The sequence below is a fragment of the uncultured Pseudomonas sp. genome (assembly GCF_913777995.1).
GTDB lineage: Bacteria > Pseudomonadota > Gammaproteobacteria > Pseudomonadales > Pseudomonadaceae > Aquipseudomonas.
Window position 1 is genome coordinate 108,665 of the sequence record NZ_CAJYVE010000020.1, and the last position, 17,440, is coordinate 126,104.

A 17,440-nucleotide genomic window follows, 5' to 3' on the forward strand; every position below is an offset into this window, starting at 1 on the left:
TCCTTTCTTGTCTCATTGAACACCCGATCACATCCGGTTACGCAGGTAGGCGACCACGCTATAGTCCTGGTCCCTGACCCGGCCATCCGGGTCTCGCAGCGTCAATGCAATACGCACACTGCGAACCTCTGCAGCGCTAGCCGCCGTGACATTGTCGACGTAGGTCATCGGGCTGCCCGCCAGACCAAAGCGGATCTGAAAGTTGATGACGTTCTGCAGCAAGGGCTGAGGCGTCGCATTCAGCTGACTTCTGACACTCAGGGTGTTATTGGCGAAGGTGTAGAACAGCTGCCGCAACGGGAAAGCCGTCTGCCCGGCAGCCGGCGCCCTGGCGCCAGCGAACAACTGGGAGGCGGTCTGGCAGTTGGACAGGATGGTCCAGGTGGGCGCGGTGCCTGTCGTGCCGATATCAGCGGTGACCAGCGTCAGGGTGCTGGTGGTGCTATCCCACAGGATAGGATTGTTCAGCGCCACCGTCGTGGTCCGGGAAATCTCTGGCGCTGTCGGCGCCAAGGTGTAGCTGTCAGTGCCCAGGCAGCCGTACATGCCGGTCATGCGCAGTTCCTGCACCATCTTGCTGAGCACGAAGCGTGCATCTTCCTGCATGCGCGCTGCCGAGCCCTGGCTGGCGAAGGTGCCACGCGCGGCGATGAACACCTGCACCACACCGGCACTGATCACCAGGCCCAGCACCAGGGCCACCATGATTTCCACCAGCCCGAAACCGCGCACCCGAGACTTCATGGTGTCGCTCCGATGGTTGTCACACCGATCTGCGAACGGATCTGAAATGAACGCTGGTTGCCGGATGCCGTCGCCGCCAGCGCCTGATCACTGGCGCTGGCGGCGCGGGTGTCGTTCCACAGGATGGTGATGGTCACCACCTGCCCGTTCACCGCGATGCTGCTGTTGGCGCCATCGGTGCCGGCGAGGTTGGTCACGTTTTGTTGAAAGTCGTTCAGGTCGATGGAACGGGCGTCGGTGCCCCGCGCTGGTGTTGCTGCCAGGTTGGCCAGCGCGTAGGTGGCGAGCACATTGGTCGCGCCATTGCCCGTGGCGTTGCCGATCACGTTGGCGCGGATGCGGTCCATCATGTCGTAGGCGATGAAGCTGGCCTGGCTGCTCATCGCCGAACTGTCGGTGTATTTCAGCGCATTGAGCTGGATGGCCGCGGCACCCAGCAGGCCGATGGCCAGGATCAGCACCGAGATCAGCACCTCGATCAGGGTCATGCCCGCCTGGGGCACTCGACCGGCCTTACGCATTGCAATTTCCATTCAGAGCGATCATGAGCAGCTTCCATTCAGAACGATCCTGCCGGTCAGACAGACCGTGAGGGTGCGGGTGATCGAGCCACGGGTGTAGGTCATGGTCACCGCACTGGCCGGCGAGGAAACCCCGCCCAGATTGTTGAAATCGATTGCAGCGACATTCCCGGTATTGATCGCCGCACCGCTGCTCATGTCCAGGAAGTTACGGATGGCCGGGTTGTTGCTATTGGTGGGGTCTGTCACCTGCAACGCCGTGGTCCAGTCGCTGCCGCTGACCGGCGCGATACGCAGGGTGATGCCGCGGTTGATCGCCTCCAGGCGCGTGTAGTTCAGCGCCCGCTGCAGTTCGCTGACTTCGGTTTCTGCGCGGTTGTTCTGGATCGAACTGCTGAAGCTGGGAATGGCGATGGCCGCCAGGATGCCCACCAGCGACACAGTGACTAACAATTCGACGAGGGTGAAGGCCTTGGCGTGATGACGCATCGAGTGTCTCCTTGACGGACCGACTATAAAGCCGCTGCAACACTTAACAACGCTTATAAGGATATACGGTGCTTTTTCGCTGACGAGTGTGAAGCACCGCTTCCAAGGAGGGAAGAGACATGAAACAGAGCGGTTTCACCCTGGTAGAGCTGTTGATCGCCCTGGCCATCCTCAGCCTGCTGATTGGCACCGCCGCGCCCGGACTGGGCGAGCTGTACGAGAACCAGCAACGGCTCACCGCCGCGCGGGAACTGGCCAGCGGCATTCGTGCGGCACGCGTGGCGGCGATCAGCCGCAACCAGAAGGTGACCATCCAGGCCATCGACCAGGACTGGAGCTACGGCTGGCAGATCATTGCCGAACATAACACCGGCCGCCCGGATGGACCGCTGCTGGTCGAACGCGCGCTCGATGGCCGGGTGCGTATCGTGGGCAACAGCAAGGTGGCGGAGAAGCTCAGCTTTTCAGGGTTGGGCGGGTTGCTGGGAGCGGCCAACGGCACCCTGCATGTCTGCCAGCCCCGGCAGACGAGCAGCGACTACCAGGTGATCGTGGCGATCACCGGGCAGGTCCGGCTGGCAGAGCGGCGCGTGGAGCATCCGCCCTGCGGTTAACCGACGTTCTTGACGCGCAATTCCTTGGGCATCGAGAAGGTGATGTTCTCCGGGCGCCCGTCCAGTTCTTCGGCCCCGGCGGCGCCCCAGGCCTGGAGTTGCTGAATCACGCCGCGCACCAGCACTTCCGGCGCCGAGGCGCCAGCGGTAATGCCGACGTTGTTCACACCGTCGAACCAGCTGCGCTGCAGGTCTTCGGCGCCATCGATCAGGTAGGCCGGAGTTTCCATACGCTCGGCCAGCTCGCGCAGGCGATTGGAGTTGGAGCTGTTCGGGCTGCCCACCACCAGTACCACATCGCATTCGCTGGCCAATTGCTTGACGGCATCCTGGCGGTTCTGGGTGGCGTAGCAGATATCGTCCTTGCGCGGCCCGCCGATGGCCGGGAAGCGCTGGCGCAAGGCGTCGATGACCCGACTGGTGTCATCCATCGACAGCGTGGTCTGGGTCACGAAGGCCAGACGCTCTGGATCCTTGACCTGCAGGCTGGCGACGTCTTCTTCGTCTTCCACCAGGTAGATGGCCCCGCCATTGCTGGCGTCGTATTGGCCCATGGTGCCTTCCACCTCGGGGTGGCCTTCATGACCGATGAGGATGCATTCGCGGCCGTCACGGCTGTACTTGGCCACCTCGATATGCACCTTGGTCACCAGCGGGCAGGTAGCATCGAACACCTTGAGGCCGCGCGCGGCCGCCTCGCTGCGCACCGCCTGGGACACGCCATGAGCGCTGAAGATCACGATGACGTCGTCCGGCACCTGATCCAGTTCCTCGACGAAGATCGCTCCGCGCGAACGCAGGTCTTCGACCACGAACTTGTTGTGTACCACTTCATGGCGCACGTAGATCGGCGGCCCGAATACCTCGAGGGCGCGGTTGACGATTTCGATCGCGCGATCCACGCCGGCGCAGAAACCGCGGGGGTTGGCGAGTCTGATTTGCATGCTGTGCCTCGGCTGCGTCTGGCGCTTGCGTAAGGTTACTGGAGCGGCGCCTGGCGGCCGGGGCCGCCACGGCTCGGAATGCGGCCTGGCTCAGGAAGCCAGCGCCGTGACCTCAAGGATGCTGACTTCGAACTCCAGCGCCTTCCCGGCCAGCGGATGGTTGAAGTCGATGGTCACCTGCTGGTCGTCGAAGGCTTTGACCACACCGGGCAGCTCAGTGTTGGCCGCGTCGTTGAAGATCACCAGCAGGCCTTCGGACAGCTCCATGCCTTCGAACTGCGAGCGTGCCATGGTTTGCACGTTCTGTGGGTTGTGCTGACCAAAGGCGTTCTCCGGCGGGATGCGCACGCTCTTGTGGTCGCCCGCCTTGAAGCCGAAGATCGCCGCTTCGAAGCCTGGCAGCAGGTTGCCGTCGCCGACCTTGAAGGTGGCCGGCGCCTTGTCGAAGGTGCTGTCGACGGTGTCGCCATTCTCCAGGCGCAGTGCGAAATGCAGCGTCACCTGGGTGTTCTGAGCGATCCGAGTCTCAGCCTGTGGGGAGTGCTCAGTCATGGGCGGCCTCTGTACGTTTGTTGCTCTTGAACATGTCCAGCGCCAGCATCACCGCACCGACGGTGATCGCGCTGTCGGCGACGTTGAACGCCGGGAAGTACCAGCGGTTCTGCCAATGCACCAGGATGAAGTCGATGACATGGCCCAGCACCACGCGGTCGTAGAGGTTGCCGATGGCACCGCCCAGCACCAGTGCCAGGGCCACCGCCAGCCAGGTATCGTGGCGACCGAGGCGCTTGAGCCAGACCACCAGCACGCTGCTGACCACCAGGGCGATCAGCGCGAACAGCCAGCGCTGCCAGCCAGCGCTGTCAGCCAGGAAGCTGAAGGCCGCGCCGGTGTTGTAGGCCAGGGTCCAGCTGAAGTAGTCCGGGATCACGATGATCTGCTGGTACAGGTTCAGCGAGTGCTCGAAGTAGTACTTGCTGGCCTGGTCGATGACCAGTACCAGCACACTCAGCCACAGCCAGGACAAGCGACCGAAACGGCCCGCAGCGTGATCAGGCATAGTGGCGCACCTCACCGGCACCGCTGATGTTGTCTACGCAGCGACCGCAGATTTCCGGATGCTCGGCATGGCTGCCAACATCTTCGCGGTGGTGCCAGCAGCGTGCGCACTTGGCGTGGGCCGACTTGACCACCTTGAGCTTGAGCCCGGCGACCTCGGTGACCACGGCATCGGCCGGCGCTGCCGCGAACGGCGCGACGCTGGCGGTGGAGGTGATCAGCACGAAGCGCAGTTCGTTGCCCAGCTTGCCCAGGTCGGCGCCCAGGGAGTCTTCGGCGTACAGGGTCACTTCGGCCTGCAGGTTGCCGCCGATGGCCTTGGCCGCGCGCAGGTTTTCCATTTCCTTGTTGACCGCAGCCTTCACCGCCATGACGCGCTCCCAGTAGGCGCGGTCCAGCTCGAAGCCTTCCGGCAGTTCGCTCAGGCCCTGGTACCAGGTATTGAGCATCACCGATTCGTTGCGCTCGCCCGGCAGGAACTGCCACAGCTCGTCGGCGGTGAATGCCAGGATCGGCGCGATCCAGCGCACCAGCGCCTCGGCGATGTGGAACAGCGCGCTCTGACAGGAACGCCGCGCGGTGCTGTCGGCACCGGTGGTGTACTGGCGGTCCTTGATGATGTCCAGGTAGAAGCCGCCCAGCTCCTGCACGCAGAAGTTGTGGATCTTCGAGTAGACGTTCCAGAAGCGGTATTCGCCGTAGTGCTCTTCCAGCTCGCGTTGCAGCAGCAGCGCACGGTCCACGGCCCAGCGGTCCAGCGCCAGCATCTGGTCGGCCGGCAACAGGTCGGTGGCCGGATTGAAGCCGGACAGGTTGGAGAGCAGGAAGCGCGCGGTGTTGCGAATACGCCGGTAGGCATCGGCGCTGCGCTGCAGGATCTGCTCGGAAACGGCCATTTCACCCGAGTAGTCGGTGGCCGAAACCCACAGACGCAGGATGTCGGCGCCCAGGGTGTCGTTGACCTTCTGCGGCTCGATGGTGTTACCCAGCGACTTGGACATCTTGCGGCCATTCTCATCCACGGTGAAGCCGTGGGTCAGCAGCTCGCGGTACGGCGCATGGCCGTCGATGGCGCAACCGGTCAGCAGCGAGGAATGGAACCAGCCACGGTGCTGGTCGGAGCCTTCCAGGTACAGATCGGCACGCGGGCCCTGTTCGTGGCCGATGTCATGCGAGCCACGCAGTACGTGCCAGTGGGTGGTGCCGGAGTCGAACCACACGTCCAGGGTGTCGCTGATCTTGTCGTAGCTGGCGGCTTCGTCGCCCAGCAGATCGGCGGCGTCAAGCTTGAACCAGGCCTCGATGCCCTGTTTTTCGACACGCTGGGCCACTTCTTCCATCAGCTCGACGGTACGCGGGTGCAGCTCGCCGCTTTCCTTGTGCAGGAAGAACGGGATCGGCACGCCCCAGTTGCGCTGGCGCGAGATGCACCAGTCCGGGCGGTTGGCGATCATCGAGTGCAGGCGCGCCTGGCCCCAGGCCGGAACGAACTTGGTCTGGTCGATGGCCTGCAGCGAACGCTCGCGCAGGCTGGCACCGCTGGTCGGCTGACGGTCCATGCCGACGAACCACTGCGCGGTGGCGCGGTAAATCAGCGGGGTCTTGTGGCGCCAGCAGTGCATGTAGCTGTGGTTGATGGTTTCGGTGTGCATCAGGCAGCCGACTTCCGCCAGCTTGTCGATGATGTTCTGGTTGGCCTTGAAGATGAACTGGCCGCCGAAGAACTCCAGGGACTCGACATACACGCCGTTGCTCTGCACCGGGCTGAGGATCTCGTCGTTGCTCATGCCGTAGTTCTTGCACGAGTTGAAGTCGTCCACGCCGTACGCCGGGGCGCTGTGGACCACGCCGGTACCGGCGCCCAGCTCGACGTACTCGGCCAGGTACAGCGGCGACAGGCGGTCGTAGAACGGATGACGGAAGTTGATCAGCTCCAGCGCCTTGCCGGTCGCGGTGGCGACGACCGAACCCTCGCGCTTGTAGCGCGCCAGGCAGGCCTGCACCAGCTCTTCGGCGAGCACCAGCAGGCGGTCGCCGATGTCGACTAGGGCATAGGTGAATTCAGGGTGGACGTTCAGCGCCTGGTTGGCCGGAATGGTCCAGGGCGTGGTGGTCCAGATGACGATCGCGGCAGGCTTGTCCAGCGCCGGCAGGCCGAACGCGGCGGCCAGCTTGGCTTCGTCGGCCACCGGGAAGGCCACATCGATGGTCGCGGACTTCTTGTCCTGGTACTCGACTTCCGCTTCGGCCAGAGCCGAACCGCAATCGAAACACCAGTTCACCGGCTTGAGGCCCTTGAACACGAAGCCGCCCTTGACCATCTCGGCCAGGGCGCGGATTTCACCGGCCTCGTTGGCGAAGTTCATGGTCAGGTACGGGTTGCTCCAGTCGCCCAGAACGCCCAGACGGATGAACTCGGCCTTCTGGCCCTCGACCTGCTCGGCAGCATAGGCACGGCACAGTTCGCGGGTCTGGTCAGCGCTGAGGTTCTTGCCGTGGGTGACCTCGACCTTGTGCTCGATCGGCAGACCGTGGCAGTCCCAACCCGGTACATACGGCGCGTCGAAGCCGGCCAGGGTCTTGGAACGCACGATCATGTCCTTGAGGATCTTGTTCAGTGCATGACCGATGTGAATCTTGCCGTTGGCATAGGGCGGGCCGTCGTGCAGGACGAACTTGGGACGGTCCTTGCCGATTTCGCGCAGCTTCTGGTACAGGCCAATGCTGTCCCAACGCTGCAGCGTCTGCGGCTCGCGCTGGGGCAGGCCGGCCTTCATCGGGAAGGCGGTGTCCGGAAGATTAAGCGTGGCTTTGTAATCGGTCATTTCAGGCTCTTGGTAAGAATGTGCAAATGAAAAGTCTGCGCTCGCCCGCACGGCACTCGACTGCAGCTCATGGACGCTCGTCGGGTTGGCCGTGCCAATGGGCACGGGCGGCGGCGACGTCCGCATTGATCGCCGCCTTGAGGGCCTCCAGCGAGGCGAAACGCTGCTCATCACGCAGCTTGTGGTGGAACACCACCGTCAAACGCCGGCCATAGAGATCACCAGCAAAATCCAGAACATGCACTTCCAGGTGGGCGCTGCCGTCGCCGGCCACGGTAGGCCGTACGCCGATGTTGGCGACACCGGGCCAGGCCTTGCCATCGATCAGCGTGCTGACCAGGTAAACGCCGCTCAGCGGGACCCGGCGGCGCTTGAGCTGCACGTTGGCGGTCGGCGTGCCCAGCTGGCGCGCCAGCTTCTGGCCATGCAGCACACGCCCGGCGATGCCGAACGGGCGGCCCAGCAGGTGCTCGGCCAGGGTGAAATCGGCCTGCCCCAGGGCATCGCGGACCTTGGTACTGCTAACCCGCATGCCGTCGATCTCGACGGTCTGCGCCGCCTCGACGCTGAAACCCTGAGCGGCACCCGCCTGGCGCAGGAAGTCGAAATCGCCGGAGCGGTCATGACCGAAGCGGAAATCGTCGCCCACTTCCAGATGTTTCACGCCCAGGCCGTCGATCAGGATAGTGTCGACGAACTCGGTGGCGCTCAGGCCGCCAAGGCGCTGATTGAAAGACAGGCACAGCACCCGGTCAACGCCCTCGCCACGCAGCAGCTCGATCTTGTCGCGCAGGCGTGCCAGGCGCGGCGGGGCACTGTCGGGGGTGAAGAATTCGCGGGGCTGTGGCTCGAAGATCACCACGCAGCTGGGCACGCCCAGCTCGACCGCTCGCTCGCGCAGGCGCGCCAGGATCGCCTGGTGGCCACGGTGGACGCCGTCGAAGTTGCCAATGGTGGCGACGCAGCCCCGGTGCTGGGGGCGCAGGTTGTGAAGGCCTCTAACCAGCTGCATAACGCGCATCTTGCTCATAAAGTGGCCGATTATACCCAGACAATGCCCGCTACGACAGAAGCCTTACGACTTGATCGCCTTGCGGGCGAAATGCCGCAGACGAAAGCCCAGCAGCAGCAGCATGGCAAAGTAGGCCGCGGCGCCGGCAGCCACCAGAACCCCCAGACGCAGCAGACGCTCAAGCATGCCACCCTGCTCCCAGGCCGGCATCAGGTGCATCAGTGCCAGCAGCACACCGGCCATCACCACCACCGCCACGCACAGCTTGCCCAGGAACAGCGGCCAGCCAGGCTGCGGCTGAAACAGTCGCTGCCGGCGCAGTTGCCAGAACAGCAGCAGCGCATTGAGCGTCGCCCCGACGCTGATGGCCAGGGCCAGCCCGGCGTGCTGCAGCGGTACGATGAAAGCCAGGTTGAGCAGTTGCGTGACCACCAGAGTGAACACGGCGATCTTCACCGGGGTTCGGATGTTCTGCTGGGCATAGAAACCGGGCGCGAGCACCTTGATGAGGATGATGCCCAACAGCCCTACCGAATAGGCGATCAGCGCGTGCTGGGTCATCAGCGCATCATGGGCATCGAACTTGCCATACTGGAACAGCGCGACGGTCAGCGGCTCGGCGATCAGACCCAACGCCAGGGTGCAGGGCAGCACCAGTACGAAACACAGGCGCAGCCCCCAGTCGAGAATCCGCGAATACTCATGGCGGTCACGGTCGGCGTAGGTCTTCGACAGGATCGGCAGCAGGATGGTACCCAGCGCCACGCCCAGCACACCGGACGGCAGCTCCATCAGGCGGTCGGCGTAGTACATCCACGACACCGAGCCGGCCACCAGGAACGACGCGAAGATGGTGTTGATGATCAGCGAGATCTGGCTCACCGACACCCCGAGAATCGCCGGCAGCATCTGCTTCATCACCCGCCACACGCCGGTGTCGCGCAGGTTGAGGCGCGGCAGCACCAGCATGCCGATCTTCTTCAGGTGCGGCAGCTGGTAAAGCAGCTGCGCCAGGCCACCGGCGAGCACCGCCCAGCCCAGCGCCATGATCGGCGGATCGAAGTACGGAATCAGGAACAGCGAGAACAGGATCATGCTGACGTTGAGCAGCGTCGGCACGAAGGCCGGCACACTGAAGCGGTTCCAGGTGTTGAGAATGGCACCGGCCAGCGATGACAGCGAGATCAGCAATATATAAGGAAAGGTCACCCGCAGCAGATCGGAGGTGAGGGCGAATTTCTCCGGCGTATCGGCGAACCCCGGCGCGGTGACCCAGATGATCCAGGGCGCGAACAGCACACCCAGCAGGGTCACCAGGGCCAGCACCAGAGTCAGCAGGCCGCAGACATAGGCCACGAAGGTGCGGGTCGCCTCCTCCCCCTGCTGGTTCTTGTACTCGGCCAGGATAGGCACGAACGCCTGGGAGAACGCCCCTTCAGCGAAGATCCGTCGCAACAGGTTGGGCAGCTTGAAAGCAATGAAGAAGGCATCGGTGGCCATGCCCGCGCCAAAGGCCCGGGCGATGATGGTGTCGCGCACGAAACCCAGCACCCGGGATAGCAGGGTGATGGAGCTGACGGCAGCCAGAGACTTGAGCAGGTTCATGCGAAAGGGTACGCCTCGACTGTTGGACGCGCATTGCACGCCATTTCATGCCATACTCCGCGCCCTTTCGAGCCCGAAGCCAAAAGCCGCGAGTTTACAGCGCCAGCGCCGGAAATGAATCACCGGCCACGCGCAAGACCACTCGGCGTAAACTTGCATCCGCCCTTGACATTCGTCTGGCGCATCGGCATGATTCGCGGCCTTGTTTGTTAGCTATTTCATAAAGAAGTCTTTCGAGGAGCTTGACGGTGGCCAACTCACCTTCCGCCAAAAAACGTGCAAAACAGGCTGAGAAGCGTCGCAGCCACAACGCCAGCCTGCGTTCCATGGTTCGTACCTACATCAAGAATGTGGTCAAAGCCATCGACGCAAAAGACGCAGAAAAAGCGCAAGCCGCTTACACCCTGGCTGTGCCTGTCATCGACCGTATGGCCGACAAAGGCATCATCCACAAGAACAAGGCTGCTCGCCACAAGAGCCGCCTGAATGGCCACATCAAGGCACTGAAAGAAGCTGCCTGATTGACCCGTTCTTGAAAAACCGGCCCCAGGGCCGGTTTTTTATTGCCTGTATTTTTCTGCGACACCCCGCAGGAGAAGCTTCAGCCACGAAGGCTGCAGCACACCCACAACACTCAGACCTTGCCACCCCGCAAGCCCAGGCAGCGAAAGCAGCGCTCAGGGCGCGGCAGGCGAACTCGGCCAGGGCAGGATAGGAATGGCAGTCACCGCATTCTGCGGACTGCCCTCGACCAGCCGGTCGCTGTAGACGAGATAAACCAGCGTATTGCGCTTCTTGTCCAGGAAACGCACCACCTGCATGGTCTTGAACACCAGCGAGGTGCGCTCCTTGAACACCTCCTCACCTTCCTTCAGCTCACCCACGAAGCGGATCGGCCCCACCTGGCGACAGGCGATCGAAGCCTCGGCACGATCCTCCGCCAGCCCCAAGCCACCCTTCACCCCGCCCGTCTTGGCCCGTGACAGGTAGCAGGTCACTCCCGCCACCTTGGGATCATCGAAAGCCTCGACCACGATCCGATCATTAGGGCCGAGGAACTTGAACACCGTAGAGACCTGCCCGACTTCTTCAGCCGCCGCCAGCACCGGCCAGGCCAGCAACAGCGCCAATCCCACCTTGAGCATGCGCATCGACACCCTCACACCAGAATCAGGTTGTCGCGATGCACCAGCTCGGGCTCGGCCATGTAGCCCAGCACACGCACGATGGCTTCGGAGGACTGACCAATGATCTTCTGCGCCTCGATCGCGCTGTAGTTGCTCAAGCCCCGCGCGACCTCACGACCATCCGGCCCCACACAGACCACCATCTCGCCGCGGCGGAAGCTGCCCTGGATCATTTTCACGCCCACTGGCAGCAGGCTCTTGTGATCTGCCACCAAGGCATTCACCGCCCCCGCATCCAGTACCAGCGTGCCACGCGTCTGCAGGTGCCCCGCCAGCCACTGCTTGCGCGCGGCGAGCATTTCGCGCTCGGGCGACAGCAGTGTACCCAGCTGCTCGCCCGCCTTGAGGCGCGACAGAACCTGCTCGATACGACCACCGACGATCACCGTGTGCGCACCGGAACGCGCCGCCAGGCGCGCAGCACGCAGCTTGGTCTGCATGCCGCCACGCCCCAGCGCACCCCCGGTGCCACCCGCCACGGCGTCCAGCGCCGGATCATCGGCGCGCGCCTCGAAGATCAGTTGCGCATCAGGATTATTACGCGGATCGGCATCGAACATGCCATCGCGGTCGGTAAGGATGACCAACAGGTCCGCCTCAACGAGGTTGGCCACCAGCGCCGCGAGCGTGTCGTTGTCACCAAAACGAATTTCATCGGTGACCACGGTGTCGTTCTCGTTGATCACCGGCACCACGCCCAACTCCACCAAGGTACGCAAGGTGCTGCGGGCATTCAGGTAACGCTTGCGGTCGGACAAGTCGTCATGAGTCAGCAGAATCTGCGCCGTGTGCCGGTCGTGCTCGGCAAAGCTCGACTCCCAGGCCTGCACCAGGCCCATCTGGCCAATGGCAGCCGCCGCCTGCAGCTCGTGCATCGCGCTCGGTCGGGTCACCCAGCCCAGACGGCTCATGCCGGCCGCCACCGCCCCGGAGGACACCAGCACCAGCTCGACGCCTGCTTCATGCAACGCCACCATCTGCTCGACCCACACACTCATCGCCGAGCGGTCCAGGCCCTTGCCATCAGCGGTCAGCAAGGCACTACCGATTTTCACGACCCAGCGCCGGGCACCCGTCACTTTGCTGCGCATCATCTTTCCAACCTTAGCCAGAGAGCTTTTTTCAATTCGAATTCAGGACACAAAACGCAAAAACGCCGCTCGAAAGCGGCGTTAGTTTACTGCAAGCCATCACTCACGGACGTAAATGATTTCCGGACCATCTTCGTCGTCCAGGTCATCACCCCAGTCGTCGTCATCACTGATGTCATCGACGCTCTTCACGCCGCTGCGGCGCAGGGCACGCTTGTCATCCAGGGCCTGCAGCTGGGCACGCGCCTCATCCTCGATACGCTGATCCAGTTCAGCCAGCTCCTGGGCATACCCGGGGTCATGCGCCAGACGATCGGCACGATCTTCCAGGTAGCGCATGATGTCACGCGACAGGCGCTCGGTGCCTTCACGGGCAATGGCCGAAATCACGTAGACCGGACCCGTCCAGCCCAGACGCTCGACGATTTCGCGCTTGCGCTCCTCTTGCTCGTCTTCCAGCAACTGGTCGCACTTGTTCAGCACCAGCCAGCGATCACGTTCGGCCAACGCCGGACTGAAGCGGATCAGCTCATTGATGATCACCTCGGCCGAGTCGGCCGGATCGGACTCATCCATCGGCGCCATGTCGACCAAGTGCAGCAGCAGGCGAGTACGCGCCAGGTGCTTGAGGAAGCGAATGCCCAGGCCGGCACCGTCGGAAGCACCCTCGATCAGCCCCGGAATGTCGGCGATCACGAAGCTCTTCCAGCGGTCGACACTGACCACGCCCAGGTTCGGCACCAGCGTGGTGAACGGATAATCCGCCACCTTCGGCTTGGCCGCAGACACCGAGCGAATGAAGGTGCTCTTGCCGGCATTCGGCAGGCCCAGCAGGCCGATGTCAGCCAGCACTTTCAGCTCCAGCTTCAGGTCACGCTGGTCGCCCGGCTTGCCCGGCGTGGTCTGGCGCGGCGCACGGTTGGTACTGGACTTGAAACGGGTGTTGCCCAGGCCGTGCCAGCCGCCCTGAGCAACCATCAGGCGCTGGCCGTCCTTGGTCAGGTCACCGATGACTTCCTGGGTGCCGGCATCGATCACCGTGGTGCCGACCGGCACGCGCAGGAACAGATCATCACCCTTGCGCCCGGTGCAGTCGGTGCTGCCGCCATTGGCGCCACGCTGGGCCTCGAAATGCCGCGTATAGCGGTAGTCGACCAGGGTGTTGAGGTTTTCGTCGGCGACCATGAACACCGAACCACCATCACCACCATCACCGCCGTTGGGGCCACCGTTCTCGATGAACTTCTCGCGACGGAAGCTCATGCACCCGTTGCCACCATCACCGGCCTTGACCCGAATCGATACTTCATCAACAAATTTCATAACGCCTGCTCCCGTCACGAGGACGAGCCGAACCACATGAATTCATAAGCCCCTTGCAAAAATGAGCGTTGCGATACCGATCAACAACCGAAGGCACAGGCCCGCATCACAATCGCTCGCACAAACAGCTTTGCAAGAGACTCACCACCACCGAAACGAAAAAGCCCCGTCGCAGGACAGGGCTTTTCATGCAACTGCGTGATTACGCTGCCGAGGCTTCAGCCTTCGGAACGATGCTCACGTAACGACGACCGAAGGCGCCTTTGACTTCGAACTTCACGACGCCTTCCACTTTCGCGAACAGGGTGTGGTCCTTGCCAATGCCAACGCCGTAGCCAGGGTGGAACTCGGTGCCACGCTGACGAACGATGATGTTGCCTGGAACGATGGCCTGGCCGCCGTAGATTTTCACGCCAAGGCGTTTACTTTCTGAGTCGCGACCGTTGCGGGTACTACCGCCGGCTTTTTTGTGTGCCATGAGTCAATTCTCCAAATGAGGATTAGGCTGGATTACGCCTGAATACCGGTGATTTTGATCTCGGTGTACCACTGACGGTGGCCCTGGCGCTTCATGTGGTGCTTACGACGACGGAACTTGATGATGCGAACCTTGTCGTGACGACCTTGCGAAACCACTTCGGCTACGACGGTAGCGCCAGCAACGACTGGAGCACCGATGGTGACGTCGTCACCGTTGCCGACCAGCAGAACGCGGTCAAAGGTAACGGATTCGCCAGTGGCGACTTCCAGTTTTTCGACTTTCAGGTATTCACCTGGGGCGACTTTGTATTGCTTGCCGCCGGTAACGATTACTGCGTAAGACATGTTGTATCTCCGAAATTCCTGCTCACCCAGCTCTTTATAGGAATAGTGGCGGCTGGCATGGCTGCATCGGGCAGGAGACCCGATTGCAATTGCGTAAGGCAGGTGATGCCCAAGAAAGTAAGGGTGCGCGATTGTACGCAAGGCCGGGAAGCCTTGCAAGTGCCGGGCGGACACGCCTTGACACACCCTGACCCGCGACCTAGCATGCGGCGCAACCTATCTGGAGCACCTGTCGCTGATGCAACCCCAAGCCTTCTACCGCGCGGTGGCGGACGACTTTAGTGCCGTTGACCTGATCATCAAGAAGCAACTGACGTCGCGCGTACCGCTGGTCTCGAAGATCGGCGACTATATCACCTCGGCGGGCGGCAAGCGTCTGCGCCCCCTGCTCGTCCTGCTCAGCGGCAAGGCTCTCGGTCACCAGGGCGACGATCTGCGCCTGCTGGCGGCCACCATCGAATTCCTGCACACCGCGACCCTGCTCCACGACGACGTGGTCGACATGTCGGGCATGCGCCGCGGCCGCTCCACCGCCAACGCCCTGTGGGGCAATGCGCCCAGCGTGCTGGTCGGCGACTTCCTCTATTCACGCTCGTTCGAGATGATGGTAGAGCTGGGCTCCATGTCGGTCATGCAGATCCTTTCCAAGGCCACGCGGGTCATCGCCGAAGGCGAAGTCCTGCAGCTGTCCAAGGTGCGTGACGCCAGCACCACCGAAGAGACCTACATGGAAGTGATCCGCGGCAAGACCGCCATGCTCTTCGAGGCCTCGACCCATAGCGCCGCCGCCCTGTGCGGTGCCAGCGCCGAGCAGAGCGAAGCCCTGCGCACCTTCGGCGACCACCTGGGCGTGGCCTTCCAGCTGGTGGACGACCTGCTCGACTACCATGGCGACGCCGAGACCCTGGGCAAGAACGTCGGCGATGACCTGGCCGAGGGCAAGCCCACCCTGCCGCTGATCTACACCATGCGTGAGGGCACCGCAGAGCAGGCAGCCCTGGTTCGCCAGGCGATCCAGAAAGGCGGCCTGGAAGACCTCGAAAGCATCCGCCAGGCCGTGGAAAGTGCCGGCGCGCTGGACTACACCGCACGCCTGGCACGCGAGTTCGCCGCCAAGGCGATCGCCAGCCTGGAAGTGTTGCCGGCCAGCGAATACCGTGACGCCCTGGTGGAGCTGAGCGAGTTCGCCGTCGCCCGCACCCACTGATCCACGGCAGCCGCCCAAGCCCGTCCCAGGACGGGCTTTTTTGTGCGCGCGATTCGACCATCGAGCAGAAAATGCGAATTAATCTCAATAGCGGCTTGCTATTATCTCGATAGGAATTATTCTCATCTCACTGACACAGGAGATGGAACATGACTTATCTGATCGATGCCTGGCTGGACCGTCCTCACCCCTACCTGCGGATTCTGCATCGCGAAACCGGCGAAGTGTGTGCGGTGCTTGGGCAGGACGCCCTGGAGGAACTGCGCGAACAGGGCGACCTGGACGTCAGCAGCCTCAACTCGAGCGAGCCCGGGGTATTGAAGGAACTGGTGCGCAATCTGTTTCTGTTCTGCTACGCGCGGGCCTTGCGCCCGACAGCAGAACTGGCAACGGCATGAGGGAAGAAGCAGTCACCGCCGGGCGAGCCACCAGGACTCGTCCGGCAGGACAGCGGCAGGCTTACAGAACGGCCAGCAGCTCGACGTCGAACACCAGTACGCTGTGCGGCGGGATGCTGCCCACGCCCTGGGCGCCATAGGCCAGTTCGCTCGGCACATACAGGCGCCATTTGCTGCCGGTATTCATCAGTTGCAGGGCTTCGGTCCAGCCAGCGATCACGCCGCCGACCGGAAATTCGGCAGGCTCGCCACGATCATAGGAGCTGTCGAACACCGTGCCGTCGATCAGGCTGCCGTGGTAGTGCGTGCGCACCTGGTCTTCACGGGTCGGCTTGGCACCGTCACCGGCGGTCAGCACTTCGAACTGCAGGCCCGATGCCAGGGTGGTCACGCCTTCGCGCTTGGCGTTGTCGGCCAGGAAAGCCACACCAGCGGCAGCAGCCTTCTCGGCCTTGGCGGCAGCTTCGGCCTGCATCACCTGGCGGATGGCCTTGAAGGCCGCCGACAGCTCTTCCTGGCCGACACGGCTAGGCTGGCCGTTGAACGCGTCGGTCAGACCCGCGACGATCGCCTGCAGGTCAACACCGGGCGGCGGGTTGTCGCGCAGTTGGTCACCCAACTGGCGGCCGATGCCGTAGCTGACGCGGGTTTCGTCGGTGGACAGATTGACTTCGGACATTAACACTGCTCCGCTGCATGGAGCGCCCGCCCGGCGCACAGGCCGCAACGAACACCCCGAGGTAAAAGGTCAGGCAGCCTAGCACACTTGCGCTACACGCCCCTATCGCAAAGCAGCCACGGCACCCACCTGCCCTGCCCAGCACTCAGTGCTTGGTCAGCTTGTCCAGGTAACCCATGACGAACGCCGAGATGACGAAGGTCATGTGGATGATCACGTACCACTTCAGGTAGTCGGGCTGGATGTTGCTGGCATCCATGAACACCCGCAGCAGGTGGATGGAGGAAATCGCCACGATGGACGCCGCCACTTTCATTTTCAGCGACGAAGAGTCCATGGTGCCCAGCCAGTTGAGCTTTTCCTTGTCCTCGTCGATGTCCAGCTGCGAAACGAAGTTCTCGTAGCCGGAGATCATCACCATCACCAACAGGCCACCCACCAGCGCCATGTCGATCAGTGACAGCAGCACCAGGATCAGGTCGGCCTCGGCCAGACTGAACACGTTGGGCAGCACATGGAAGATTTCCTGGAAGAATTTCAGGCCCAGCGCCAGCAGGCCGAGCGACAGACCGAAGTAGATGGGCGCCAGCAGCCAGCGCGACGCATACATGGCATTTTCTAAAAAGCGTTCCATTGAAACTCACAGGGGTAATGATGGAGCGCGCGAGTATATCAGCGAGATGTTACCCCCCTGAAGACGCGACAGAATGTCGCCGAGATCAACCCTGGTGCTGGCAGGGCCCGGATGAGGATCAATACTGTTCGGTTAGTGTCATGTGGCTCGGTGGGAGCGGCTTCAGCCGCGAAAGCGCCAGAAAATTCACTGCATCTGTTTTGAACAGCGGCCGCTTCGCGGCTGACGCCGCTTCTACTCGGTCTAACTGCCCAGTATTGGGAGAGGAATGACAAAACTGTCA

The 17,440-nt window shown here is 62.7% G+C and carries 20 protein-coding genes; 4 read left to right on the top strand and 16 right to left on the bottom strand.

The features are described from left to right. Nucleotides 1–27 precede the first annotated feature (27 nt). From QZ497_RS08675 to QZ497_RS08685, 3 genes are read right to left on the bottom strand one after another with little or no spacing between them, the layout of a single operon-like run. Nucleotides 28–744, bottom strand: a complete 717-nt coding sequence (locus tag QZ497_RS08675; protein WP_295473154.1) for a PilW family protein — start codon at nucleotides 742–744, stop codon at nucleotides 28–30. Then, a complete protein-coding gene (gene pilV / locus QZ497_RS08680) occupies nucleotides 741–1,265 on the bottom strand; it encodes a type IV pilus modification protein PilV (protein WP_295473156.1) in 525 nt (174 codons plus the stop codon). Before pilV ends, QZ497_RS08675 begins: the two co-directional genes overlap by 4 nt. A gap of 21 nt (nucleotides 1,266–1,286) precedes the next feature. After that, complete coding sequence (locus QZ497_RS08685) at nucleotides 1,287–1,754, bottom strand: GspH/FimT family pseudopilin (protein ID WP_295473158.1); 468 nt, start codon at nucleotides 1,752–1,754, stop codon at nucleotides 1,287–1,289. A gap of 119 nt (nucleotides 1,755–1,873) precedes the next feature. Here QZ497_RS08685 and QZ497_RS08690 point away from each other — a divergent pair, with 119 nt between their 5' ends. Next, nucleotides 1,874–2,368 (top strand): GspH/FimT family pseudopilin, encoded by a 495-nt coding sequence (locus QZ497_RS08690; RefSeq protein ID WP_295473160.1) that lies wholly within the window; start codon nucleotides 1,874–1,876, stop codon nucleotides 2,366–2,368. On the opposite strand, the gene ispH is transcribed toward QZ497_RS08690, so the two are convergent. The 6 genes from ispH to murJ form a co-directional block, all read right to left on the bottom strand. Then, complete coding sequence (ispH, locus tag QZ497_RS08695) at nucleotides 2,365–3,312, bottom strand: 4-hydroxy-3-methylbut-2-enyl diphosphate reductase (protein ID WP_295473162.1); 948 nt, start codon at nucleotides 3,310–3,312, stop codon at nucleotides 2,365–2,367. The two genes, QZ497_RS08690 and ispH, sit on opposite strands and share 4 nt — an antisense overlap. Nucleotides 3,313–3,402: 90 nt before the next feature. Further along, the gene (locus tag QZ497_RS08700) at nucleotides 3,403–3,864 is read right to left on the bottom strand and encodes a peptidylprolyl isomerase (RefSeq protein ID WP_295473164.1); all 462 of its coding nucleotides are present in this window, start codon (nucleotides 3,862–3,864) and stop codon (nucleotides 3,403–3,405) included. Then, nucleotides 3,857–4,372: a signal peptidase II gene (gene lspA, locus QZ497_RS08705; protein WP_295473165.1), complete on the bottom strand. Its 516-nt coding sequence runs from the start codon at nucleotides 4,370–4,372 to the stop codon at nucleotides 3,857–3,859. Before lspA ends, QZ497_RS08700 begins: the two co-directional genes overlap by 8 nt. After that, entirely contained in the window at nucleotides 4,365–7,196 is a 2,832-nt protein-coding gene (gene ileS / locus QZ497_RS08710) for an isoleucine--tRNA ligase (protein WP_295473168.1), read from the bottom strand. The genes lspA and ileS overlap by 8 nt, the downstream gene beginning before the upstream one ends. Before the next feature lie 67 nt (nucleotides 7,197–7,263). Next, complete coding sequence (gene ribF / locus QZ497_RS08715; protein WP_295473170.1) at nucleotides 7,264–8,208, bottom strand: bifunctional riboflavin kinase/FAD synthetase; 945 nt, start codon at nucleotides 8,206–8,208, stop codon at nucleotides 7,264–7,266. Between the two features lie 63 nt (nucleotides 8,209–8,271). Beyond that, a complete protein-coding gene (gene murJ / locus QZ497_RS08720) occupies nucleotides 8,272–9,813 on the bottom strand; it encodes a murein biosynthesis integral membrane protein MurJ (protein ID WP_295473171.1) in 1,542 nt (513 codons plus the stop codon). A 248-nt stretch (nucleotides 9,814–10,061) separates the two neighbouring features. Here murJ and rpsT point away from each other — a divergent pair, with 248 nt between their 5' ends. Further along, the gene (gene rpsT, locus QZ497_RS08725; RefSeq protein WP_295473173.1) at nucleotides 10,062–10,334 is read left to right on the top strand and encodes a 30S ribosomal protein S20; all 273 of its coding nucleotides are present in this window, start codon (nucleotides 10,062–10,064) and stop codon (nucleotides 10,332–10,334) included. 156 nt (nucleotides 10,335–10,490) lie between these two features. Here rpsT and QZ497_RS08730 read toward each other — a convergent pair whose 3' ends face one another. From QZ497_RS08730 to rplU, 5 genes are all read right to left on the bottom strand, one after another. After that, nucleotides 10,491–10,964 carry a CreA family protein gene (locus tag QZ497_RS08730; RefSeq protein WP_295473175.1) on the bottom strand — a complete coding sequence of 158 codons (474 nt, stop codon included), beginning with the start codon at nucleotides 10,962–10,964 and terminating at the stop codon, nucleotides 10,491–10,493. 8 nt (nucleotides 10,965–10,972) lie between these two features. Further along, nucleotides 10,973–12,091: a glutamate 5-kinase gene (proB, locus tag QZ497_RS08735; RefSeq protein ID WP_295473238.1), complete on the bottom strand. Its 1,119-nt coding sequence runs from the start codon at nucleotides 12,089–12,091 to the stop codon at nucleotides 10,973–10,975. Nucleotides 12,092–12,190: 99 nt separating this feature from the next. Then, nucleotides 12,191–13,414, bottom strand: coding sequence for an Obg family GTPase CgtA (gene cgtA / locus QZ497_RS08740; protein ID WP_295473177.1), 1,224 nt, complete (start codon nucleotides 13,412–13,414; stop codon nucleotides 12,191–12,193). A gap of 202 nt (nucleotides 13,415–13,616) precedes the next feature. Further along, nucleotides 13,617–13,892 carry a 50S ribosomal protein L27 gene (rpmA, locus tag QZ497_RS08745; protein ID WP_295473179.1) on the bottom strand — a complete coding sequence of 92 codons (276 nt, stop codon included), beginning with the start codon at nucleotides 13,890–13,892 and terminating at the stop codon, nucleotides 13,617–13,619. A gap of 32 nt (nucleotides 13,893–13,924) precedes the next feature. After that, complete coding sequence (gene rplU, locus QZ497_RS08750) at nucleotides 13,925–14,239, bottom strand: 50S ribosomal protein L21 (protein WP_295473181.1); 315 nt, start codon at nucleotides 14,237–14,239, stop codon at nucleotides 13,925–13,927. A 238-nt stretch (nucleotides 14,240–14,477) separates the two neighbouring features. Here rplU and QZ497_RS08755 point away from each other — a divergent pair, with 238 nt between their 5' ends. Continuing rightward, nucleotides 14,478–15,446, top strand: coding sequence for a polyprenyl synthetase family protein (locus QZ497_RS08755; RefSeq protein ID WP_295473183.1), 969 nt, complete (start codon nucleotides 14,478–14,480; stop codon nucleotides 15,444–15,446). A 149-nt stretch (nucleotides 15,447–15,595) separates the two neighbouring features. After that, complete coding sequence (locus QZ497_RS08760) at nucleotides 15,596–15,844, top strand: hypothetical protein (RefSeq protein ID WP_295473185.1); 249 nt, start codon at nucleotides 15,596–15,598, stop codon at nucleotides 15,842–15,844. A 61-nt stretch (nucleotides 15,845–15,905) separates the two neighbouring features. Here the strand turns inward: QZ497_RS08760 and QZ497_RS08765 are convergent, their stop codons facing one another. Together QZ497_RS08765 and QZ497_RS08770 are read right to left on the bottom strand one after the other, a co-directional pair. Then, nucleotides 15,906–16,523: an FKBP-type peptidyl-prolyl cis-trans isomerase gene (locus QZ497_RS08765; RefSeq protein WP_295473187.1), complete on the bottom strand. Its 618-nt coding sequence runs from the start codon at nucleotides 16,521–16,523 to the stop codon at nucleotides 15,906–15,908. A 145-nt stretch (nucleotides 16,524–16,668) separates the two neighbouring features. After that, a complete protein-coding gene (locus tag QZ497_RS08770) occupies nucleotides 16,669–17,157 on the bottom strand; it encodes a TIGR00645 family protein (protein ID WP_295473189.1) in 489 nt (162 codons plus the stop codon). Between the last annotated feature and the right edge of the window lie 283 nt (nucleotides 17,158–17,440).